General features: G+C 35.7%; 15 protein-coding genes and 1 pseudogene. 15 read left to right on the forward strand and 1 reads right to left on the reverse strand.

All coding sequences use genetic code 11. The features are described 5' to 3' along the window. Window positions 1–31 precede the first annotated feature (31 nt). From BUB90_RS12495 to BUB90_RS12550, 12 genes and pseudogenes are all read left to right on the forward strand, one after another. On the forward strand, window positions 32–1,519 hold the full coding sequence (locus BUB90_RS12495; RefSeq protein ID WP_073288185.1) for a glutamate synthase subunit beta: 1,488 nt from the start codon (window positions 32–34) through the stop codon (window positions 1,517–1,519). 316 nt (window positions 1,520–1,835) lie between these two features. Next, window positions 1,836–2,534: a hypothetical protein gene (locus tag BUB90_RS12500; protein WP_073288188.1), complete on the forward strand. Its 699-nt coding sequence runs from the start codon at window positions 1,836–1,838 to the stop codon at window positions 2,532–2,534. Window positions 2,535–2,559: 25 nt separating this feature from the next. Next, window positions 2,560–5,544, forward strand: a complete 2,985-nt coding sequence (locus BUB90_RS12505; RefSeq protein WP_073288190.1) for a C25 family cysteine peptidase — start codon at window positions 2,560–2,562, stop codon at window positions 5,542–5,544. Between the two features lie 464 nt (window positions 5,545–6,008). Continuing rightward, window positions 6,009–6,581, forward strand: a complete 573-nt coding sequence (locus BUB90_RS12510; RefSeq protein ID WP_073288192.1) for a hypothetical protein — start codon at window positions 6,009–6,011, stop codon at window positions 6,579–6,581. Between the two features lie 81 nt (window positions 6,582–6,662). Further along, entirely contained in the window at window positions 6,663–8,261 is a 1,599-nt protein-coding gene (locus tag BUB90_RS12515) for a flotillin family protein (RefSeq protein ID WP_073288195.1), read from the forward strand. Window positions 8,262–8,374: 113 nt separating this feature from the next. Continuing rightward, a complete protein-coding gene (locus tag BUB90_RS12520; RefSeq protein ID WP_073288197.1) occupies window positions 8,375–9,652 on the forward strand; it encodes a S41 family peptidase in 1,278 nt (425 codons plus the stop codon). Between the two features lie 362 nt (window positions 9,653–10,014). Further along, complete coding sequence (locus tag BUB90_RS12525; RefSeq protein WP_073288199.1) at window positions 10,015–10,629, forward strand: cytidylate kinase-like family protein; 615 nt, start codon at window positions 10,015–10,017, stop codon at window positions 10,627–10,629. Window positions 10,630–10,634: 5 nt separating this feature from the next. Further along, entirely contained in the window at window positions 10,635–11,864 is a 1,230-nt protein-coding gene (locus BUB90_RS12530) for an AI-2E family transporter (protein ID WP_073288201.1), read from the forward strand. 300 nt (window positions 11,865–12,164) lie between these two features. After that, a pseudogene (locus tag BUB90_RS12535) lies at window positions 12,165–12,785 on the forward strand (ABC transporter ATP-binding protein); the annotation flags it as partial. A gap of 341 nt (window positions 12,786–13,126) precedes the next feature. Then, entirely contained in the window at window positions 13,127–15,322 is a 2,196-nt protein-coding gene (locus BUB90_RS12540) for a COG1361 S-layer family protein (protein WP_073288203.1), read from the forward strand. 18 nt (window positions 15,323–15,340) lie between these two features. Continuing rightward, on the forward strand, window positions 15,341–15,958 hold the full coding sequence (locus BUB90_RS12545; RefSeq protein WP_073288206.1) for a hypothetical protein: 618 nt from the start codon (window positions 15,341–15,343) through the stop codon (window positions 15,956–15,958). Further along, window positions 15,948–17,294: an ABC transporter permease gene (locus tag BUB90_RS12550; RefSeq protein ID WP_073288208.1), complete on the forward strand. Its 1,347-nt coding sequence runs from the start codon at window positions 15,948–15,950 to the stop codon at window positions 17,292–17,294. Before BUB90_RS12545 ends, BUB90_RS12550 begins: the two co-directional genes overlap by 11 nt. A gap of 17 nt (window positions 17,295–17,311) precedes the next feature. Here the strand turns inward: BUB90_RS12550 and BUB90_RS12555 are convergent, their stop codons facing one another. Next, window positions 17,312–18,193 (reverse strand): carboxypeptidase-like regulatory domain-containing protein, encoded by an 882-nt coding sequence (locus BUB90_RS12555; RefSeq protein WP_330393788.1) that lies wholly within the window; start codon window positions 18,191–18,193, stop codon window positions 17,312–17,314. Window positions 18,194–18,413: 220 nt separating this feature from the next. Here BUB90_RS12555 and BUB90_RS12560 point away from each other — a divergent pair, with 220 nt between their 5' ends. The 3 genes from BUB90_RS12560 to carB all read left to right on the forward strand — a co-directional run bounded on the left by BUB90_RS12560 (window position 18,414) and on the right by carB (window position 23,888). Then, window positions 18,414–19,184 carry a flagellin gene (locus BUB90_RS12560; protein WP_073288210.1) on the forward strand — a complete coding sequence of 257 codons (771 nt, stop codon included), beginning with the start codon at window positions 18,414–18,416 and terminating at the stop codon, window positions 19,182–19,184. A 409-nt stretch (window positions 19,185–19,593) separates the two neighbouring features. Next, window positions 19,594–20,682 carry a carbamoyl phosphate synthase small subunit gene (locus BUB90_RS12565; RefSeq protein ID WP_073288212.1) on the forward strand — a complete coding sequence of 363 codons (1,089 nt, stop codon included), beginning with the start codon at window positions 19,594–19,596 and terminating at the stop codon, window positions 20,680–20,682. Next, the gene (gene carB, locus BUB90_RS12570) at window positions 20,682–23,888 is read left to right on the forward strand and encodes a carbamoyl-phosphate synthase large subunit (RefSeq protein ID WP_073288214.1); all 3,207 of its coding nucleotides are present in this window, start codon (window positions 20,682–20,684) and stop codon (window positions 23,886–23,888) included. Before BUB90_RS12565 ends, carB begins: the two co-directional genes overlap by 1 nt. The last annotated feature ends 343 nt before the right edge of the window (window positions 23,889–24,231 follow it).

Raw genomic sequence — 24,231 nt, forward strand, 5'->3', positions numbered from 1 at the left:
TCTCTGGACTTTAGAAAGGAGAACGTAAGGTATGGGAAAACCAACTGGATTTATGGATTATGAGAGAAAAGAGAATCAGGCAGTTAAGCCTAAAGATAGAATTGAGAATTTTAATGAATTCCACACTCCTTTATCACAAGAAGAGCGGAAAAAACAAGGTGCTAGATGTATGGAATGTGGAGTTCCATTCTGTCAATCAGGAATGATGATTGGTGGAATGACATCGGGTTGTCCACTTAACAATCTAATTCCAGAATGGAATGATTTGTTATTTACAGATAATATGGGGCAAGCGCTCAATCGTCTATTAAAGACGAATAACTTTCCTGAGTTTACTGCAAGAGTGTGTCCTGCGCCATGTGAGGCGGCTTGTACTTGTGGGTTGAATGGTAATCCAGTATCAATCAAGGAAAATGAACTGGAAATAATCGAGAATGGATTTGAAAAAGGATATATCAAAGCAAATCCTCCTAAAATCCGTACGGGTAAGAAAGTAGCGATTATTGGTTCTGGTCCTTCTGGACTTGCAGCTGCAGACCAATTAAACAAACGAGGTCATCTTGTTACTGTATTCGAACGAGAGGACCGTATAGGCGGATTATTAATGTATGGTATCCCTAACATGAAATTGGAGAAACACATTATTGATCGTAAGATTGACATTATGAAGGAAGAAGGCGTTACATTCGTAACAGGCGCTGATGTTGGCGGAAATTACAAAGCAAACAAGATTACAAAAGAATTCGATAGCGTAATCTTAACATGTGGTGCGTCTAATCCAAGAGATATCAATGTACCTGGAAGAGATGCAAAAGGAATCCACTTTGCAGTAGACTTCTTAAAGTCAACGACAAAGAGTTTATTGGATTCCAATTTGAAAGAAGGTACGTACATCAGTGCGAAGGATGAGAATGTGCTTGTAATTGGTGGTGGTGATACGGGTAATGATTGTGTTGGTACTTCCGTTCGACATGGTGCGAAATCGGTCATTCAACTAGAGATGATGCCAAAACTTCCTGATCAAAGAGCGGAGAACAATCCTTGGCCAGAATGGCCACGCGTCTGCAAGACAGACTATGGTCAAGAAGAGGCTATAGAAGTTTTTGGTCATGACCCTAGAGTATATCAAACTACAGTAAAAGAGTTTGTAGCAGATGAAGCTGGTAACGTATGCAAGGCGAAGCTTGTGAAGTTGGAAAGTAAATTCAATGAAGAAGCAAAACGTTACTTCATGGCAGAAGTATCTGGCAGTGAATATGAAGTTGATGTTGATTTAGTACTTATAGCAGCAGGGTTTTTAGGTACACAAAGCTATGTTGCTCAAGCTTTTGGTGTTGATCTTAACGAAAGAACGAATGTAGCTACAGAATATGGAACATATAAGACTATGGAAGATAATGTATTCGTAGCAGGTGATATGCGCCGTGGTCAATCACTTGTAGTGTGGGCAATTCGTGAAGGACGTGAGGTTGCCAAAGAAGTAGATACCCATCTGATGGGATATAGTAACTTAAAGTAATTTAACTTTATAGATCAATAACTATTGTATAAGGATATATGTAAGATAAATAATTAAGTAATAGGTTTTGAGAAAAGACATAGGAAATAGGTAAGTCATAGAAACATGACAGTTATTAAAGGCATGTTTCTATGACTTTTTGCGTTTGAAAATAGGGGCTTCTTAAAGAGTTTTCGACTGGAAGAATAAAAGATAATGCAACTTGATATAAATGGTTAATAATGGTAGAATGTAGTTGGTATGAGCTTTTGTAAGCCATTCGAGTTTTTTAGAGAGGGAAAACTAAAATAATTTATAGGGAGGAGATTTATAGTTTATGAAGATTAAGAAGCAACTTATCTGTATGGTTGCCGCATTTTTGTTTGTTGTCGCTGGTTGTTCTACTAATAAGGACAATAATACAAATACTGAGGTGGTTCCTGATACCGGTTTTGAAAACGAGAATACAGATATCAAAGAAAACAAACAAGAATTTGCTGTTGATAAGGATAAAATTACAATACATTTTGAATTGTATGATTTGGATCTAGAAAAGCAAGAGGATGGAACCACGAAGCTTAGTGTAGACGGATTTTCAGCAAGTTATGATGAAAATTCACTTCCGTTTTTATCCTATGTGTTAGCATTACCACAAGATACAGCACTGAAAGATATCAGTGCCTCTACATGGTCAGAAACGATTCATACGCTGGATAATATTAAGCTTGCCAACTTAGGGATAAGTCCCATTGAAAGCGAAGAAGGAGAAAATGTATACGAATCAACAAGCGATAATGGGTTTAAGATGAAAGCTTTTGTACAGAAATATCAAGGGATACCCGTTGTATATATTTCAATATTCCCTATAGTCTATGATGAGGAATCACAACAAGTAAGATTTGTTGAAAGTGGTGATTTTAAGCTTAATCTGAAAGAAGAAGCTTGGGATATGTCTCATTATGATTCTCCGGAACGTGTGAAGAATGTTGTTGATAACCCAGACATTGTTGATTCATACAAAGTGTCAGAGAATTAGTCATAAACAGAAAGGAAATTGAAGTATGAAAAGTATTCATAACAATATGACAAAGAGAATCTCGGTATTTCTTGTAATAATTATGTTGGTTGTATCTTTGGTTCCTAGTGTACCCAATTATGCAGTTACCACGGAAAAAGTGGCATATGAAGATGTATCAGAGATAGAACTAAATTATTATTTCGGTAATCTACAGATTGGTGAAGGTAAGAATGGAAAGAGTATTGATATAGAGGGATTAGCAAAAGTTAACGACGTTGGTATGCCTAATTTACCATCAAAGTCAATCTCCATATTAATACCTAGTGGAAAACAGGTTACAAACGTAAAAGTATTAACCAGTGACATTGAAGATTATGATAATATACTTGTTGAGCCAGCAGCAGATATTGTTTCATCTGCAGAACTCATTGTGGATAATGCCTCTGTAGAATACGACCAAACGGTATATCAAGGCGATGATAAATATCCAGTTAGTCAAGTATCTGAAGGAAGTACTAGCACAACAAGAGGCTATCAAATCTATAATATGTTACTCTATCCAGTAACATATCAGAATAAAGGATTGTCATTTGCTAAACATATGAAGATAGTTGTGTCATTAGCAGATGAGGATATTAAGTTTAGTGCGCAGGCAAGAAAAGACAATAAGATCTTTGTACCAACTAAGGAAGATGAAAGCTTTATTGAGAATAAGGTTGAGAACATCGATGCAGCAATGTCTTACTATAACAAAATAGGAGGAACGAGTGGATCCTCTACATTACTTGGTAGTGATCAATATGACTATATAGTAATTACAGCGGAGAATTTAAAACCTGCCTTCGAGAATCTAGTAGCACATAAGATTACAAGAGGGATAAAGGCAAAAACGGTAACAACAACGGAGATCTATTCGAGTTATAGTGGTAGAGATACAGCAGAACAGATTCGTAATTTTATTATCGATGCGTATAGAACTAACCATATAAAGTATGTATTACTTGGTGGAGATGCTGATGGCACGAACCCTGTGGTACCAACACGTATTCTATATTGTGAACCAGTTACGACGGATACAACCACGTCTATCGCATCTGATTTATATTTTGGTTGCCTTGACGGAGATTTTGATGCAAATCGCAATTCCATATTTGGCGAGATGGCAGACAGTGTGGATTTTACATATGATGTATTAGTCGGTCGTGCTCCGGTTGATGACTTAACGGAGGCAACGAATTTTGTTACAAAAACCATTGCTTATGAACAAAGACAACAGAGTGCGAAAGTTACCTTCGTTGGCGAGGTATTACAAAGCAACAGTGATGGCTGTACCTCTGAATTAGCAGCGGATATCCAGAGTACAATGGACGCAGATACTTTGACAGATAACTTACGCGTTGTTAGAGATCAGATTGTAGATGCGGAGTATGTTGCACTATATTATGATTCTAATGATCTGTTGAAGAGTGTATTTGTTAATGATATGACTTTGCTGGTTGAGTTTTCTGGTATTTTAGTTGATTATTATTCTAGTTTGTCAACATTGGTTCGTACTGGCGATTGTGACTCGAAGATTACGAAAAAGGATGTGCAAACATTAACTTCATTCTGTAAAAAACTAAAGAAGGCAATTACATCAAGTTCTTATTCCTATAATAAGAAAGAGCAGTTATTAGATGAACTTGAATATATGCGTGCATATATAGGAATGTCAGAGGGGAAATCCTTTGGAGAAGTGGTGTTAAATAGTAAATATACCAATCCAAACAAAACTTCAAAGACAGTAGAATATAAGTCGATTGATGGAGAAGATGATAAAGAAAACTATATCTTTGGTGGGGATTACATGGATGAAATCAAAGATGGTGCCATTACTAAGAATGGAAGCAATGATTTCGAAACGGTAGGATTCCCTGATAATTATAATAAAAGTACTCTATATGATAGAGACTATGAAAAGTATAATTGGCCAAAATCAGAAGTCATATCCGTTATGAATAGTTCGCCTGAGGTTATCAACCATTTAGGGCATTGTAATAATACCACTTTAATGAAATGCGATGTTAGTGATATAGAGGCATTAACGAACAAAGAGGCATTTTTCTTGTATACGCAAGGATGTTATGCGGGATCATTTGATAATATGGATACGAAAGATGCATATAGTGCACCGGATTGTGTAGCGGAACAATTGGTTGTAAGTAATAGTGTAAGTGGTGCGTATGCATGTATCGTGAATTCAAGATATGGATGGTACAGTAGAGTGGGTACAGATGGTCCGTCCCAAGCATATAATAGAAAGTTCTGGGATGCAGTATTTACAACCAATGAATCATCAAGGAATATCGGAAGCATGTTAGCATTATCAAAAGAATACTTCATTGAGTATCTTACGGGCTACAGTACAAGTACTGCAATGTTATTCTGTTATTATGAGCAGAATTTGTTAGGGGATCCAGAAACCAGCTTATATCTGATAGCAAACCCTGTTCAAGTTCCTGCGACTTCTGTTGAAGTCAATATTGGTAAGAATATTAAACTAGAAAAGGGAAAGAATATCACAGCAACGGCATTCTTATATCCAAAGAATAATACAGATAAAGTTTATTGGAAAACCTCCAATAAGAAAATAGCAACCGTAGATGACAAGGGAACAATTACTGGAAGGAAAGCTGGAACAGCTAAGATTACCGCAAAGGCTTTGGGAGGAAAGACATATGTAACCACCGTAACTGTTATCAACGCTGAGAAGTCCTCAAAAGCAACTAAGAGTATTACGTTGTCTCAGACCGAAGCTTCTTTACTACGAGGGGAAACATTTACATTGAAGGCGAGTATTAAAGGGAGTGGCACAGGTATGCTTTGGTACTCCTCTGACATTAATGTAGCCACAGTATCGAACAAAGGTGTGGTAACGATTGTTGGTGCTGGGCAGTGTAATATCTATTGTAGAACGGCGAATGGTAAGAGTGCTGTATGTAAGGTTACTGGAATATTACCACCACTTAATGATGATGGGACACAATAGAAGATTATATTAATGGAAATATATTAAATCAAAACTTAATAAATATTTAATCAAAGGGTGGGTTTAATGGTGTATAATACAGAAAAGTATATATCAATAAGCTCCCTTTGTGTTCAAATGTTACTGTTGATCTGGGAAGATACATAGAATGATTTGGGTGTCAAAAGTCCTCTTTATACTTTGAATCGTCAATTTGCACAATTTATATATAACCTGACTAATGTGATGCAGAACATAGTTTGGTGAGCAATTGTATGAAGTCGTTGGTACTTCGGCTCTGTATATTAGAGCCTTACGTACCACTACGAACTTCATTCAAGCGAGAGCGGGTTGCGAATAAACTATGTTCTGCATCACATACTCAGGTTTGTGAATGTGCAAATTGACGAAGGTAAGTTTATTGAATGACTTTTGACACCCGAACCATAAAATAAAAATAAACAATTATAGAAATGGGGAATAATATGGAAAGGGCATATACGATATGTATGATAATCGGTATTGGAATCCCACTGTTATCATTAATATTAGGTCAAATAACTAATATAATTGATGGGTTTTTTGATGGTTTGTCTGGTATGCTTGAAAGTTTACATATTGACTTGAATATTGAAATAGGTACTATGCATCTTTGTTTGCTCCCTTTTTCAGTTCAAAGTATCTGTGCTGGATTATTGGTATTCGGTGCACTTGGTAAGATGTTAATACATAAGAGTAATCAGACCTTGTGCATGATTATAGCGGTGGCGTTCGGATATCTAGTTGCTATTATCGTACAGACTTTAATTCATAAGTTAAAACAGATTGAACACACCACGTATTCCAAAGAACAATTACTTTTGTTCGATGCTAAAATAGTGAATACGATCATTCCGGGAGGCTTTGGTAGTGTTAGTATAACAACATTAGATGGTATAACAACATCATATCCAGCAAAGTCGGTTGTTTCTACCGAGGGAATACGGCAAGATACAAAGGTAAGAGTGTTATATTTTGAGAAGAATGTTGCGATTGTTGAGAAATTAGAGGAGTTATAGTAATCAGTATGATAGTAAGCAGAGTAGTATCTGTTTGACTATAGAGAAACTAGAGGTTAATGAGTTTAAGGAGGGTATAGTATGCCAGAAAGTTTAGAAAGTATGTTACCAGTAATACTAATTGTTGCTGGAATTGTCATTATCTTGATGGTTATTCTATCGATGTGGAAGAAGGTACCACAGGATAAAGCGGCAGTTGTTACAGGATTGAAGAAGAGGATTATCACCGGTGGTGGTGGTCTAGTAATTCCAGTTTTTGAAAGAATTGATTACATATCACTTGGCAACATTCAGTTAGATGTTGTAACAGATGAGAGTATGTCGTCTCAAGGTGTACCAATTGCAGTTATTGGCACAGCGGTAATTAAAGTAAAGAACGAACAGAATTCTATATTCAATGCAATTGAGCAATTCACAGGCAAGAATGAGACTATGATTGAACAATCAATCCGTAGTACAGCAACGAATGTACTTGAAGGAAAACTTCGTGAAATTGTATCTACCATGACTGTTGAAGAGATATATCGTGATAGAGAGACTTTCTCTTCTAAAGTTCAAGAAGTAGTAGGAACTGAATTAACGGAGATGGGTCTTGAAGTTAAAGTATTTACCATTAAAGACATTAATGATAGCAATGGTTATATTAATGCACTTGGTGTTAAACAGATAGCTGAGAAGAAAAAAGATGCAGAGATAGCGAGAGCAGAAGCTGACCGTGAGATGCAGATTGAGACTTCTAAAGCAAAAAGAGCTGGTGAGCAAGCAAGATTACTTGCTGAGACAGAGATAGCAGAAGCTACTAAGTTAAAACAAGTTCAAGAAGCTGCATATATGCAAGAACAGCAAGCAGCAAAAGCAAAAGCAGATGCAGCCTATGAAATTCAGAAAAACATTACCAATAAAGAAGTAGTAACAGCAGAGATGGATGCTGAATTATTAAAGCAAGAAAGACAAAAGGATATTGAAGCTGCTCAAGTGCAGATTATGATTGCGAAGGAGCAGAAGAATATCGAACTTGCACAAAAACAAGCGGAACGTAAGAAGGAAAGTCTTCGTGCAGAAGTTGTTGAACCAGCGATTGCTGATAAAGAGAAGCAACAAACGATTGCAGATGCTGAAAAGTATCGCAAAATAGCAGAAGCAGAAGCACAGGCACAAGCACAAACAAGATTTGCCCAGGCGGAAGCAGAAGCGAGAAAAATTAAAGCAATTGCAGAAGCTGAGGCTATTAAGCTAACTGGTCAAGCAGAAGCAGATGTTATTAGCCAAAAGGGTACTGCAGAGGCTTCCTCAATTCGTGCAAAGGGTATTGCAGAAGCAGAAGCCATGGAGAAAAAGGCAGAGGCTTATCAGAAATATTCTGGAGCTGCAGTTGCAGAGATGCTTATTAAAGTTTTACCAGATGTTGCAGAGAACATTGCAAAACCATTATCGCAGATTGATAAAATTATTATCATGGATGGCGGTGGTAGTACAGAAGGTAACGGAGTTGCCAACGTAGCTTCTAATGTAACAGGAGTTATGACTCAAGTTATGGAGTCGATGAAGGAAGTAACCGGTATTGATTTATCTGATCTTGTTAAGGCAAAAGGGTATGATGCACAAGTTACAAGGAATGTTAATATCAATGCGAATGCTAGTAAGGAAATTGCAGAAACAATAGAAGCTATTAGCGAGTAAACAAACATGGGTTGTTGCAAAACACTATATCTACACAGGTTTTGCAACAACCCCGTTTGTGAATAGGGGTTATGATTTCTAAAGATATTAATAAAGGACAGTAAGGGGAAGACATGAATAATAAATTAAAGATATTATTAATAGATATCAAACTATATATTACGAAAAGAAAATTGTTATTTTCTTTTATCTTACTAATACTCATTGGAATTATAGCAGCATTGGTTGTTATTAGTTGTAGAAAGCAGCAATATGAAATGACAACGCAAGAGATGGTAAAAGACTACGAACAGATGGAGGCTGCTTTGAAGGAGAATTATCCTTACTTTGGTCTCCTAGAAAGATATGGGATTGACTATGAACAAAAATTACAGAATTATTTAGAGAAGATGATGGAATGCAAAGATGGAAGCGAGTATTTTAATATATTTAATTTAGCATTTGCGAGCATAAAGAATGTAGGTGATCTTTCCATCTGGGATTACTGGAGATATAAGTATAACGAAGATTATATGCAAAGATTTACAGCCGATAAGAATCAATATTTATTATCATTGATTGAAGAGCAGGAAAGTGTTAAATCCTATAATACATTAAAATACATCCACAATACTAGAGATTATGTTTCTGAATTTAGAGAACGGAAAGTTAAGACAGTACTTGCTAATAACTTTAATATTGGTATTATCGAAGAGGGAAAAGTAGCGTATATAGCATTTAAGTCATTTGACAGGGAATATGTGAAAGAAGATAAAGAAAAGTTATTAGCATTTTTTGATGAAGTGAAGGATTTTAATCATGTTATTATAGATTTACAGAATGTTTATTCAGGGGTTGAGGAGTATATGGTACAAAATATAATAGCACCTAATATTGATAAGCCATTAACTGCAGATACGTATCTTCTTTTTAAGGATGGCGAGAACAATAGAAACTTCATTCAAAGCCGTTATAAGCAAGAGGAGATTAAGAGTATTGATACGCTCCCAAGTTTTGATAAGATTGTAAAAGAAGATTTAGAGAATTTGGATTGTTATGTAGTAGATTCCTTCGAAATAGAACCAAGTGATACAGAAGCGATTTTGAATTCGAAGCTATGGGTTCTCACCAATGCATACACATATGGCGTGGCTGATAAATTCGCGAACTTCTGTGAACAGACGGGGTTCGCTACCGTAGTCGGTGAAACTACTAGCGGTGGTGGTTTGGGATTAGATGCTTTCGCATACCAATTACCGAATAGTAAACTGTTAGTGGGGTATCGTGGAGATTATCCACTTAATCAAGATGGTTCTTGTAATTTAGAGGTAGGTACTACACCCGATATTATGACAAGTAATGAGAATATTCTCGATGAATGTTTAGAAATCATCGAGAAAGGGAAAAATTAAAGTAAACTATCAAATAATTCTGTCCAGATATTATAAAAAGTGGTATAATGTAACTGATCGGAAGAAAATCAAGCACGAACGAAGTGAGTATTTGATTTTACCTGATCAGTTAGCGATAGAATGAAGTTCTAGAGCTAGGGGTTACACGTAGTGTAAGACCGTACTCCGCAGGAGTTATAAGTTAACGAGGGAAATTACGAAGTGATTTCTCGAGTCTAACGTATTTTACCTGATCAGTTAGCGATAGAACAAGGTTCTAGAGCTAGGGTTACACGTAGTGTAAGACCGCACCAAAGTCAAGAAGCTTGACTTTAAGAAGTTATAAGTTTGTACAGATTATTATGATGAATGGAGGGATTGTTATGAATAAGATCATTACAATTAGTAGACAGTATGGAAGTGGTGGACGAGAAATCGGAGAGAAACTAGCTAAGATATTAGGCATTCCATTCTATGACAATGAATTAATTACCAGAGCAGCTAAAGAAAGTGGATTTGCTGAATCTGTATTCGAAAGAGCTGAAGATAAGGCAACTAATAGTTTGTTATATTCAATAGCTATGGGGATGAGCGCTTATGGAAATCAAGATATGGGTTTTGCTAATTTATCTTTAGATGACAGAATCTATTTGGCGCAATCTGATGTTATAAGAAAGGTTGCTGCAGAAGGACCATGTGTAATTGTGGGAAGATGTGCAGATTACATATTGAAAGATAATCCTAATGTTGTTCATGTGTTTGTATGGGCAGACATAAAAAATCGTGTTGAACGTGCCACTACGAAGTACAATATGCCAATAGCAAAGGCACAAGAAAATATCTTAAAGATTGACAAGCGAAGGGCTAACTATTACAATTATCATGCCAATGAGAAGTGGGGTAAAGCAGAAAACTATCATTTGTCTATCAAGAGTGATTTCGTTGGTATTGATAATGCTGTGGAAGTAATAAAATTATTTGTAGAAAAAGGTGTTTAAACAGAATGAAAGTAAAAGATAAGATGAACAAACAGTACACCTTAGTGTCCATCTATGTTATCGTGACTTGTATCATTATCTACTGTTTGAGCTTGGTAGCAAAAAGTGCACCAGCTATTGTAGCTAACTTGTTAGAGATACTAAACTGGATATTACGCGTGATGAAGCCAATACTTTTAGCATTTGTGTTTGCTTACTTGACAGAACCAATTGTGAATTTCTTTGAGAACCATTTTAAAAATTGGCGTATCTTTAAAAAGAAGCAAAATTCGTGTAGAACTTACGCTGTAGTAACAACGTTGGTTATCATATTATTAGCAGTAACTGCATTGATTTCAATGCTTGTATACAGTGTAACAGATCAGGTTCGTTTCGCTAGTTTTGATGATATTGTAGTAATTGTTACTAATTTCATCAATACTGTTAATGAATTTGTTAATCAGATTATGGGAAAATTAGAGAGCTTGAATATTCAATCAGCTGAACTGAATTCATATATCAAAGAAGCAACCACATTTTTAATGAATGGTTTAAAAGGATTTGGTAATTCCATATTAGGATCTGTAACAAATATTTCAGGGTATCTAACAACATTTATCTTTGCACTTATTATAGGAATTTATTTCTTAATTGATGGTGCTATGATTAAGAACTATATCAGTAAAGTATCAAGAGCATTATTAAGTACGAAATTCAATAAACATGCTAGACAATTTATTAGAGATGCAGATACCGTTTTCTCTGGTTATTTGAAAGGACAATTAACAGATGTTCTTGTTATGATGGTATTAATTAGTGTTGCATTATCTGTTATAGGTGTTAAGTTTAGTATTGTAATTGGCGTATTGGCTGGACTTTGTAATCTGATACCGTATTTTGGACCATTTGTAGCATATGCGGGAACGATAATAGTATGTTTAATTAATACTGATTATAAGAGAATGATTATGGGGGTTATTGCTTTATTCATCATTCAAACAATAGATGGTAATATTATAGGACCTAAACTACTTAGTCATAGTATTGAGATTCACCCATTACTAGTTATTATTTTCTTGATTTTTGGTAGTGCAGTTGGTGGATTCTTAGGCATGATTTTAGCGGTACCAGTAGGTGCTTTGATTAAGGTTTTATTTGTTCGTTTTATTGACTACCGATTAGAATTGAAAGATCAAGAAGAGCGGGAAGCTCAGGAAGTTATAAAAGCTGCTTCTTCTGTAAAAAGATCAAAATAAGAGACATTTCAAACCGTATTATGGTAAATAGACAAGTTCTAACTACTGTACTACGGTTTTTGTTTGGATTTCGTGTTTTTTGGCAATTTATTGTAAGAAATTCTTAAGAAAAAAATACTTCTATATTGGACAAATATAGAGTACGATTGTAGATGTAAGACTGTATACGATTAACTGAATAACGGGTAATCGGTTAGAAATCCGTTTGACTAGTTTTACTATATTTGAAAGGGGGGTGAGATAGTGGCAGAGGAAAAAGAAAAAGTAATTGAGGTTCGTAATGTAAAAAAGGTATACCGAATGGGTAGCGAACGAATTACTGCGGTAGAAGATGTGAGTTTTGATATCTATAAAGGTGAGTTCTGTTGCTTGTTAGGAACATCTGGTTCTGGAAAATCAACCTTACTAAACTTAATGGCAGGCATTGAGAAGTTAACAAGTGGACAGATTATTATAAAGGGTAAGAATATTCATAAGATGAGTGAGAAAAATCTTGCGAAATTCCGTCAAAAGTATCTAGGATTTGTGTTTCAGTCTTATAATCTAATGAATTCAATGACTGCTTTAGAGAATGTTGAGTTCCCATTAGTTTTCAAACGAATACCACCCAAGAGAAGAAAAAAGATGGCAAGAGATATGTTGGTTAAGGTTGGTCTTAAAACAAGGCTTGAACATAAGCCAAAGCAAATGAGTGGTGGTCAGCAACAAAGGGTTGGTATAGCAAGAGCATTCGTTGCAAAACCAGAAATTGTGTTTGCAGATGAGCCTACTGGTAATCTTGATACGAAGACAACGATGGAAGTTATGGAATTAATAAAAGAGGTTGCGAGAGCTAATAATCAGACAATTGTTATGGTTACGCATGACAGGCGATTAGCAGAATTTGCAGATAAGATTATTCGTATCTTAGATGGCAGGATCGAGAGTATTGATTTGTTGAATTCTGACGAGAAGATGGACAAGGAAAGTGTAGAAGATACACAAGAACCTGAATCATTCCAAGAAGTTGCAAAAAAGAAAGAAGAAAAGAAAGTAGAAAAGAAAGTAGATGAAGAGGATAATATCCAAAGTTTAATCGTGACACAATCAGAGACTACAAGTGGAAGTGAGGTTACAGGTGATAATGAACTGGAAGAAACATCAGCTGCAACTGTTGAATCGGATTGAGAGTTACGAAAAATGATTATCAGAAGAAACGATATCATTTATGATTGATATAATTGAAAATGGAAGAAAAGTAGGTAAAGAGGAGGAAAGTTATAATGAAAGGAAAGAAGATGAAAAAACTGCTTTCATATATTGCGCTACTTGCGATGGTTGTCGTAAATATTGTTGGCAATGGAATGGTGAGTAAAGCGTCAGAGGTTACAAAAACATTTAAGTTAAAGGGTACGTTAGATACTGTAGAAATCAAAGCGGGAGAAACACAACATGTTAAGATTCCGTTTAACCTAAATAGCAATACATATTTTAATTCCGTAGAAAATATTAGTTTTAGTGTAGATGTTGATACGAATGCACCGATTAATATTACGTCAGATGTCACTGTAAAGTTTGCAAGTACTTCAGCAGAAGTAACAACGCTTACCAAAAATACAGAATATGTATTAGAGTTTGATATTGAAACCACAGAGTTAGCAAGTAATGGGACATATAAGTTATCAATTGTAGGTACTGGAGATTATATTGACTATGATACAGGTGAGTATTCTACATGTGCTTTAAATTTTTCTAAGAAATTAAGCGTTAAAGTAACAGGACAGAAAGCTGCATCAAAGATTAAAATCAGTAGTATTAATTATGATGAAGAAGTGAATCGTGGAGATGAATTTGATATTTCATTGAAAGTTGGGAATACAGGTGACTTAACTGCTAAGGATGTAAGTATATCTTTAGGGGATTTTGGAACTCAAACAGATATAGTGCCAAATTATTCAACATCCGATATGTCTTTAGGTAATCTATCAAACGGAGCTACAAAGAGTGTTAAATTCCCTGTAAAGGTTACTTCGAAAGCTACAGCAGGAACGAAATCCTTAAAGGTTACAGTTTCATGGTATGATGATAAAAAAGGTGAAGGATATACAGAAACGGCAAATATCTTTATCAATGTCGTTGTTCCTGAAGATCAAGTACAGAATAATGGTAAACCAAACATTGTTATTACCAATGTAATACAATCTCCAGAAACACCAATTGCTAATGGTAAAGTAACTCTAGCTTTTACAGTTGAGAACAAAGGTAAGACAACGGTTAAACAATTAAAATTCACACCATCTAATATTGCAGCATCAGGACTTAGCCCAGCATCGGCAAAACCTTATGTTTATATTGATGAATTACAAGCTGGTAAGAAGAAGACAGTTAAGATGCAATACGAATTATCAGAGGATATTACAGAAGGTTTACATGAATTAACATATGTGTTCACATATAAATACTTAAACAAAGACGGTACTGATTTTGAAGATGGTACTGAGAATGTTAGTTTATTCGTACGGGATATTACTAATCCAAAAGTTACGGTAAATACGAGTGTACCAAAATTAATTATAAGTAATTTTAATACAGGTGATGAAAAGTTAAAGGCTGGATCTGTATTTACATTTACGTTTGATGTTAAGAATACACATGCGTCAATTGCTGCAAAAAACATTAAAGTAACAATTTCTTCTGAAAATAATATATTCTCTCAAACGGAAGGAAGTAATAGTTTCTATATAGAACAGATACCAGCAGGAACAACAATAACACAATCAATTGAATTAAAAGTAAAAGCAGATGCAGCTTCTAATGCGTATCCATTAAAGATAAGTTTTGATTATGAATATGATGGAAAAACAGCAAGTCCAGATGGAAAGACAGAAGAAGTTGGTACTGCTTCTAAAACAGTAGATGAAGTATTGAATATTCAAGTTGCTGAGAATGCAAGACCAGTAGTGCAAGATATCTATATTAGTTCCTATGATGAACCACGTGTAAACGAAGCAACTACATTAACATTTAACTTCTATAATATGGGTAAATCAACTCTTAATAATGTAACAGCAACTGTAGTAAGTGATTTCTATCAAGCATCAGATACATCAACTAAGTTCATTGGTAATGTTGAAGCAGGACAAGGAAATACATATGAGATTGATGTAATTCCATTGATGGAAGGTGATTGTCCTGGTCAGTTAAAGATTACTTATGAAGATAGTAATGGAGAAACGGTAGAATTGTTTGCGGACTTTACTCAATTCATTAATGCACAACCTACTATGGATCCTAATACTAATGGTCAATTTCCAGAAGAGATTCCAGTTGTACCAGAAGCAAAGAAAGCGATTCTACCTACTTGGTTATTTATCGTAATTCAAGTAGTAGTGTTCGTTGTAGCTATTGTTATTGCTAGGAAGGTAGTAATCAGCTTGTACAAGAAGAAATTACGTAAAGAAGAGGAAGCAGACTTATAAGAAAGGAGATGAAGATAGATGCATAATACCATGATAGGTAATGAGTTATTATATACAACAACGACTGCAGAAATAAAAATTGGAGGTTCAGATACTTCTAGTTCAGGCAGTGGTGGGAACTTATTAGAAAGTTCAGAAGGCAGTACAGAGTCTACAACAAATGAAGCACCAGCTGACACAACGAATGTAGAAGGTGAAACAACCAATACCGATGTAACCAATGTAGAAGGAGATACGGCGGATACAGAAGTATCCAATGTGGAAGGTGATTCAGCTAATACCGATGCAACGAATGTGGAAGGTGAAACAACGAATACAGATACTACAGATGGTACAGTAGAAGGAGATACAGATTCAACCAATATGGATACAGGTGTCGATGAAGGTGAAGTAATCGATGGCACTGGAGATACCGGAGATATGGCGATAGGAGGAGATACGTCTATTGGAGGCGATATGCCTGGCGTGGACGGTATGTATGGTGAAACTACTGGTTCGACAACTAAGGACCCGTTCTTATCTAGTTATGTACCGATTGCAGGAATATCAGCAGCTACTTTGGTGGTAGGAGTTATTATTGGAATTCTACTAGCTAAGAAGAAAATAAAAAAAGGAATTGATCTGTATGAAGATTAGTGATCTTATTAAGATGGGACTTCGAAATCTTAGTAGAAGAAAAGCCAGAACTGCATTAACTGTTGTTGGTGTTGTGATTGGTACTATTTCGATTGTAGTAATGATCTCCATCGGTATTGGTATGAATACAGGATTCAAGTCTCAGGTAATGGAACTTGGAAGTTTGTCCACAATAACAATTAGTAAGTATGCAGCTATTAAGGATGATAAAGGTAATTATATTGATACGAAAGAGCAGATCATTAACGAGGATTTATTGAATACCGTAAAGCAAATTGAGCATGTTAAAACAGCCAGTCCAGTTCTTAATGCGCAATTAACTCTTAAAATTGGTAACTCAGTAGAAGGGTATGCGTATTGTTCTGTTATGGATGTTGATGCAATGAAAGAATTTGGTATGCCAGATGTACAGTATGGTGAAATGCCAACAGAAGAAAATCCTGACGTACTGATTATGGGAAGTGAGGTACCTAAGAATTATTTCTATTCAACGAAAGGTAATCGATATGAACCCTATCAGTTTGAAGCTGGTAAGGATAAGATATTAGCTTATATGGAGATGTATCAGTATGAGTTAAAGGATCCTGCAAAAAGAGCTGAATTTTATTTAGGTACTAATATTGCAATCTTACAACAGAATTCACAGTATGACTATCAATGTTTTATGTCATTAGATACCTTTAAGAAATGGTATATGGAAGCTATTGATTATATAAAACCATCAGATAAGAAGAAGGCTATCAAAGCGCTGAAAGAATATGAAACCATACAATTGAATGTAGATAATGTTAAGAACGTTAGCAAGGTAGAGAAAAAGATTAAGGAGATGGGATATCAAACAGAAAGTTTGAATTCTTATCTAGCCCCATTAGAGCAAACTTCGAATATGATGCAAATGGTTCTTGGTGGTGTTGGTGCAGTTGCCATGCTGGTATCTGCAATTAGTATCGCCAATACTATGATTATGTCAATCTATGAAAGAACCAAAGAGATAGGCGTTATGAAAGTACTAGGATGCTGTATTACGGACATCAAGAAATTATTCTTGTTTGAGGCAGGAATGATTGGCTTAATCGGTGGAATAATTGGTATTATTCTTAGCTATATTGCATCCTTTTGTATTAACAAATATGGTGGACCTCTATTCGAAGCGTTGATGAAATCTACATCTGTTATGTATGATAATTCGGTTACGACAAGCTTCTCGATTATACCAATTTGGTTACCATTCTTAGCAGCAGGTTTTGCTATTGCAGTTGGTGTAATTTCAGGATATTATCCAGCTAAGAGAGCAACAAAGATTAGTGCAATTGAAGCAATGAAGACGGAAGGCTAATGCCTCCCTAATTGCAATTAGGTCATCCAATTCGGACACTGAACACGAACACCGTCACAGTACTGTGTGAGTATTGGCTGTTTTACGCCAGGTCGTGATAAGTAGTTATTAAATATACTGTCAACAACTACAGAGATATTTTCAAAAACATTTCTCTCTGGAATCCACTTATGATCGAAAGCGGTGGAGGAAGTGATTGTAAAGCTATAGCCTTTATTACGATACCATTCCGTATATACACGATTTAGCGTGAAGGACATAATTGCTAAAACGTTTGCTTGTATCGTAGCCTCTGGCCAAGTCGCATAGATTTCGCTGGAGGCTACGTTTTTAATGTAATCACGGTAGAGTACATAATAATTTTTAGCGGAGTTATCAGAAGGTGGACCATCATGAACAACAACGTATTCAGGTACAACAACTCGATCAAGTACGATATTAAAATTAGAAACATCTTTGATTTCGTCTTCCGCTATCTTAGGAGGGTATTCGTAATATAAAGTATGAGGTGCGATAACAAACAATTCGCTTGTTTCAGGTTGAACGATAGGTAATAGCTGGGAACTTTGTAAAGCCGTAACGGTAGGTAGAATCTGTGCACCTGAAACAGTCATATCTTCGAAACCAGGTGCAGAAATTACTAAAGTATATTCCGAGTATGGTTGCATGGATTCTGGTTCTAAACTGTAGTCTAATGGAGGAGCTGGTAGCTCAATTGTTTCCGTTCTACCTACAGAATTAGTTTGTATTTCTTCAAGTACATTAGTAGGGTCACCAGTACGAGTGATTTTAACAGTTGCATTCTCTATTGGTCTTAAGTTTGCTTGTGAGTTAACACGAACTGATAACTTACCCATAGATTGTGTCTGCATTTGCGCAGGGTAAACATAGTTTCTCATGAGATACCTCAATTCATAATAAGATATAGTATTAAGATATGTTTCTCTTTGGAAAATGTTAAGCTTATAGAGAGAAGTGATATAGTCTATAATTATGATTAATAAATAAAGTGAAAATAAGGACTTGTCAACAAATGAGGATTCTAGTATAATGTGTCTAACTAAGTAATACAGTGGTAACTTATGTGTAGAATTTGGAATTCGATTGGAAGGTGATAGTATGGCAGTATCAAGTATTAATAAACAATTAAATACCAACTATGAACATCTATCAACAATGAAGAGAATTAATTCTGCGGCAGATGATGCGGCAGGTTTATCGATTGCTGAAAGTCTTAAGAGTCAGTCGAATGGATACGACATGGCAAGTAATAATGCAGCGAATTCAAAGAATATGCTTAATGTTGCTGACGGTGCACTTGGTTCTATATCTGATAGTCTACAAAGAATTAGAGAACTTAGTTTGCAAGCAAGCAACTCAATTTACTCTGATGACGATAAAGCAGGTATACAAAGTGAAATTGACCAATTAAAACAGCATATAAGTTCTGTTGCTGGGAATACAGAGTATAATACAAAGAAATTATTAGATGGTAGTGTTACAAGCGTGAATACTGCTTTGTCTGCTAATGGTTCTGGTATGAATACAAAATTACCTAATTCGACTTTAGATGCACTGGGGATAGCCGATTACGATGTAACCGGTGAATTTGACATTCAAAAGATTGACGACGCGATTAAGAATGTATCGGCGTCGAGAAGTTCTATTGGTGCTTCATCAAACGCTCTTGATTATGTATATTCTAATAATCAATATACAAGTCAAAATCTTACGGATGCAAGAAGTCGTATAGAAGATTTAGATGTACCTAGATATGTTTCAGATTTAAGTAAAAATAGAATATTGGATGAGTATAGAATGTTTGTTCAGTCAGCAAAGACAGGGCAAGCAACTAGAGGCATTTCCATTTTATTAGGGAATCGATCCTGATGGATGGTATATATAGGAAGGGTATTTTGAAATCATAGATTTTGAAATATCCTTTTTCACGAAAAAAATCGTAGAAAATATTCTTATAATGATTCTGAGAATAATATTAGTGAAGTATCTCATGGTAAATCAATGTAACATTTGGAAGAAAGAAAAAGAATTTAAGTTTTAATTTTTTTTGCCCATTTCTAATGACGAATAAATTGTGTAAAATGTATTAATAAATTAAAATATTTACACAATTGTATAAAAATTCACTAAATCAAGAAAAAAGTGCATATTATACTTGTGTATTGGTTATCTCTGTGGTAGAATAATAAAAATTTATCAAAAATCAAATGGAAACTAAAATAAGCTCATAGAGTTTATATATAACAATGTTATTAAAGAAAGGAATAGGTATTAATATATGAAAGCTTTTTTAATACTTGAAGATGGCAATGTGTTTACAGGAACCAGTATTGGTTCAACAAAAGAAGTTGTGAGTGAGATCGTATTTAATACTTCTATGACAGGGTATCTAGAAGTGCTAACAGACCCTTCTTATGCTGGTCAAGCAGTTGTTATGACATATCCTTTGATTGGCAATTACGGTGTGTGTTATGAGGATATGGAATCTCTTAGAGCATGGCCAGATGGTTACATTGTACGTGAGATTGCCAGAAGACCAAGCAATTTCCGTTCTCAAGATGGAATTGAAACCTTTCTTTTAAAACATGATATTCCGGGAATCTGCGGAATCGATACAAGAGCTCTTACAAAGATTCTAAGAGAAAAGGGTACCATGAATGGTATGATAACAACGAATGAGAATTATGATTTAGAAGAAGTGAAGGCAAAACTAAAAGAGTATTCCCCAGCAGGTGTTGTTGAGAAAGTAAGTCGTCTTAAGAAGACGGAACACCCAGCTGATGAAGGAACAGATAAGGGATTAAAGGTTGCACTGATGGACTTTGGTTCTAAGAATAATATTACAAGATGCCTTACTAAGAGAGGATGCCACGTAACAGTATATCCTGCACTAACATCAGCAGAAGAGATTCTTGCAGCGAATCCTGACGGAATTATGTTGTCAAATGGCCCTGGTGATCCAAAAGAATGTACCAGTATCATTGAAGAGATAAAGAAATTATATAATAGTGATGTTCCAATCTTCGCAATATGTCTTGGTCATCAATTGATGGCACTTGCTAATGGAGGGGATACTCACAAGATGAAATACGGTCATAGAGGTGCGAACCACCCAGTGAAGGATTTATCAACAAATCGAGTATACATATCTTCACAGAATCATGGGTACGTTGTAGATGACAGTAGCTTAGACGAAAGTATTGCGAAAGTAAGTTTTGTGAATGTTAATGACGGTACAGTAGAGGGACTAGAATATACTGGTAAGAATATCTTCACAGTGCAATTCCACCCAGAAGCATGTGCAGGTCCAAGAGATTCCGAACTTTTATTCAATAAATTTATTACTATGATGGAGGATTGCAAATAATGCCAAAGATTGAAGATATTAAAAAAGTATTAGTTATTGGTTCTGGACCAATCGTTATTGGTCAAGCAGCAGAGTTTGATTACGCTGGCACACAGGCTTGCCGTTCTCTGAAAGAAGAAGGAGTTGAAGTTGTATTAGTAAACTCTAATCCAGCTACAATCATGACAGATAAAGATATAGCAGATCGTGTATATATCGAACCATTAAATCCTGAAATTGTAAAACAACTTATTATAAAAGAAAGACCAGACAGTGTATTACCTACACTTGGTGGTCAGGCAGCGCTTAATATAGCTATGGAACTTGAAGAATGCGGATTCCTTAGTGAAAACAATGTTCGCTTAATTGGTACAACTTCTCTTACTATTAAGAAAGCAGAAGACCGTCTTGAATTCAAGAATACAATGGAGAAGATTGGGGAACCATGTGCAGCCAGTGAAGTTGTTACAACGGTTGAAGCTGCAATTGAATTCACAAAAACAATTGGTTATCCAGTAGTTGTTCGCCCGGCTTACACCCTTGGTGGAAGTGGTGGTGGTATCGCGCAGGATGAAGAACAATTAATTGACATCTGTACTAACGGTCTTAGACTTAGTCGTGTAGGACAATGTTTAATAGAACGTTGTATATCAGGTTGGAAAGAAATCGAATATGAAGTAATGCGTGACGCTAATGGAAACTGCATTACCGTTTGTAATATGGAAAACTTAGACCCTGTTGGTGTTCATACAGGCGATAGTATCGTAGTAGCACCTTCTCAGACGCTATCAGATAAAGAATATCAGATGCTTCGAAGCTCAGCACTTAACATAATTGATGAACTTAAAATTACTGGTGGTTGTAATGTACAATACGCACTTCACCCGACATCTTTTGAATATTGTGTAATCGAAGTTAACCCTCGTGTAAGCCGTTCATCAGCACTTGCTTCTAAAGCAACTGGATATCCAATTGCTAAAGTAGCAGCAAAGATAGCACTTGGTTATACCTTAGATGAAATTCCTAATGCAATTACGAAAAAGACCTATGCAAGTTTTGAGCCAGCACTTGACTATGTAGTTGTTAAGATTCCAAGACTTCCATTCGATAAATTCATCTCTGCAAAGAGAACCTTAACGACTCAAATGAAAGCGACTGGAGAAGTTATGAGTATCTGTACTAACTTCGAGGGTGCTCTAATGAAAGCTATTCGTTCCTTAGAACAACACGTAGATAGTCTTGAAAATACAGGATTATATGATGGTTTTGACCGTGAAAGAATGTTAGAAGAACTTCATAAAATTGATGATAGAAGAATCTATGCAATCGCAGAGGCATTACGTCTTGGCATCACTTATGAAGAGATACATGAAATTACTAAGATTGATGAATGGTTCATCGATAAGATTGCGATCTTAGTAGAGATGGAAGATACTCTTAAGAAGTCTGAATTAACAAAAGAATTATTATTAGAAGCAAAGAAATTAGAATTCCCAGATAAGTTAATTGGTAAATGGACTGGTAAATCAGAAAAAGAAGTGAAGGAACTTCGTAAGCAATATGGAATCACAGCTTCTTTCAAAATGGTTGATACTTGCGCAGCTGAGTTCTCAGCTTCCACACCATATTATTACTCTTGTTTCGACAATGAAAACGAAGTAGATGCTACGAAAACGAAGAAAAAAGTTATGGTGCTTGGTTCTGGTCCAATACGAATCGGTCAAGGTATCGAATTCGACTACTGTTCTGTACACAGTGTATGGTCACTTAGAAGAAGTGGTTATGAGACGATTATCGTAAACAATAACCCTGAAACGGTAAGTACAGACTTTGATATCGCAGATAAATTATACTTTGAACCATTAACACCAGAAGATGTTGAGAACATTGTGGATCTAGAACAACCAGATGGTGCGGTAGTACAATTCGGTGGTCAAACTGCAATCAAATTAACAGAAGCACTTCTGAAGATGGGAGTTCCGATCCTTGGAACAAGCGCTGAGAATGTAGATGCAGCAGAAGATAGAGAGCTATTTGATGAGATTCTTGAAAATTGTAATATTCCAAGACCAGCAGGAAAAACGGTATATACGGTAGAAGAAGCACTAGCAGCAGCCAATGAACTTGGATATCCAGTACTTGTTCGTCCTTCCTATGTACTTGGCGGTCAAGGTATGCAAATTGCAATCAATGATCAAGACGTAAGAGAATTCATGGGAATTATTAATCGTATTGTACAAGAACACCCTATCTTAGTAGATAAATACTTAATGGGCAAAGAAGTGGAAGTGGATGCGGTTTGTGATGGAACAGATATCTTAATCCCTGGAATAATGGAACATGTGGAACGTGCAGGTATCCATTCAGGTGATAGTATTTCTGTATATCCTACACAAAATGTATCAGATAAGATTAAGAAAGTAATAGAAGAATATACAAGAAAACTTGCTAAGAGCTTGAACGTTATCGGTTTAATTAACATTCAGTTCATCGTTTACCAAGATGAAGTCTATGTAATTGAAGTTAATCCTCGTTCTAGCCGTACGGTACCATATATTAGTAAGGTTACGGGTATTCCAATCGTAGACCTAGCATCAAAAGTAATCTTAGGAGCGAAGATTCGTGACCTTGGTTACACACCAGGGCTTCAAAAAGAAGCAGATTATATCGCTGTTAAGATGCCAGTATTCTCATTCGAGAAACTTCGTGGAGCTGATATTAGCCTTGGACCTGAAATGAAATCTACTGGTGAATGTTTAGGTATCGCAAAGACATTCAATGAAGCACTATATAAAGCGTTCCTTGGTGCTGGCGTAAATCCTACTAAACATAAGAAGATGATTATGACGGTTAAAGATGCGGATAAACTTGAAGCAGTTAGCGTTGGTAAGAGATTTATCGATTTAGGATATACAATCTATGCAACAAGAGGTACTGCTAAATTATTAAATGAAAATGGCGTATCAGCAATCGCAATCAACAAGATTGAGCAAGAATCACCAAACTTAATGGATTTAATCCTTGAACATGAAATCGACCTTGTAATTGATATCCCTACGCAAGGTGCAGAAAAATCAAAAGATGGCTTCTTAATCCGTCGTGTATCAATCGAAACAGGTGTAACATGTCTTACATCACTTGATACAGCGAATGCACTTCTTACAAGCTTAGAAACAGCAGAAGATGATAAGAAGAACCTTACATTAATAGATGTAGCTAAAATCTAGGTTGTTGCGTATTTTTGACAATATAAATTATAGAGAATTGCGAAACTGTGAAAGCTTTTCATACATGTTTCATACTTAGTTCTATGACACGAAACACGCTACGTAACTAAGTACTTCTAAGTGTGTGCGTTTCTGTAATCAAAAGTTACGGAAACGCCATCGACACGACATCCTGTCGTGCTCAGGCTGGCTCGGCTTCCATGCCTTGCCTTCCTAGGTTAATTAACACACACAAAGAAGTACTAGAGTTGCTACGCAATCGTTTCTTAGTCTTAGAACTAAGGTATGAAACATGTAGGGGAAGTTATTATGAGTTTCGCAATTTTTTGTATCTTTATTATCA

The organism is Anaerosporobacter mobilis DSM 15930 (genome assembly GCF_900142955.1).
GTDB classification, from domain to species: domain Bacteria; phylum Bacillota; class Clostridia; order Lachnospirales; family Lachnospiraceae; genus Anaerosporobacter; species Anaerosporobacter mobilis.

Bases quoted from the DNA above. Each gene is read 5' to 3' on its own strand.
- BUB90_RS12515 (WP_073288195.1), top strand. From the start codon at position 6,663: ATGCCAGAAAGTTTAGAAAGTATGTTACCAGTAATACTAATTGTTGCT.
- BUB90_RS12495 (WP_073288185.1), top strand. From the start codon at position 32: ATGGGAAAACCAACTGGATTTATGGATTATGAGAGAAAAGAGAATCAG.
- BUB90_RS12550 (WP_073288208.1), top strand. From the start codon at position 15,948: ATGAAGATTAGTGATCTTATTAAGATGGGACTTCGAAATCTTAGTAGA.
- BUB90_RS12530 (WP_073288201.1), top strand. From the start codon at position 10,635: ATGAAAGTAAAAGATAAGATGAACAAACAGTACACCTTAGTGTCCATC.
- BUB90_RS12500 (WP_073288188.1), top strand. From the start codon at position 1,836: ATGAAGATTAAGAAGCAACTTATCTGTATGGTTGCCGCATTTTTGTTT.
- BUB90_RS12555 (WP_330393788.1), bottom strand. From the start codon at position 18,193: ATGAGAAACTATGTTTACCCTGCGCAAATGCAGACACAATCTATGGGT.
- BUB90_RS12565 (WP_073288212.1), top strand. From the start codon at position 19,594: ATGAAAGCTTTTTTAATACTTGAAGATGGCAATGTGTTTACAGGAACC.
- BUB90_RS12525 (WP_073288199.1), top strand. From the start codon at position 10,015: ATGAATAAGATCATTACAATTAGTAGACAGTATGGAAGTGGTGGACGA.
- BUB90_RS12545 (WP_073288206.1), top strand. From the start codon at position 15,341: ATGCATAATACCATGATAGGTAATGAGTTATTATATACAACAACGACT.
- BUB90_RS12540 (WP_073288203.1), top strand. From the start codon at position 13,127: ATGAAAGGAAAGAAGATGAAAAAACTGCTTTCATATATTGCGCTACTT.
- BUB90_RS12510 (WP_073288192.1), top strand. From the start codon at position 6,009: ATGGAAAGGGCATATACGATATGTATGATAATCGGTATTGGAATCCCA.
- carB (WP_073288214.1), top strand. From the start codon at position 20,682: ATGCCAAAGATTGAAGATATTAAAAAAGTATTAGTTATTGGTTCTGGA.
- BUB90_RS12505 (WP_073288190.1), top strand. From the start codon at position 2,560: ATGAAAAGTATTCATAACAATATGACAAAGAGAATCTCGGTATTTCTT.
- BUB90_RS12520 (WP_073288197.1), top strand. From the start codon at position 8,375: ATGAATAATAAATTAAAGATATTATTAATAGATATCAAACTATATATT.
- BUB90_RS12560 (WP_073288210.1), top strand. From the start codon at position 18,414: ATGGCAGTATCAAGTATTAATAAACAATTAAATACCAACTATGAACAT.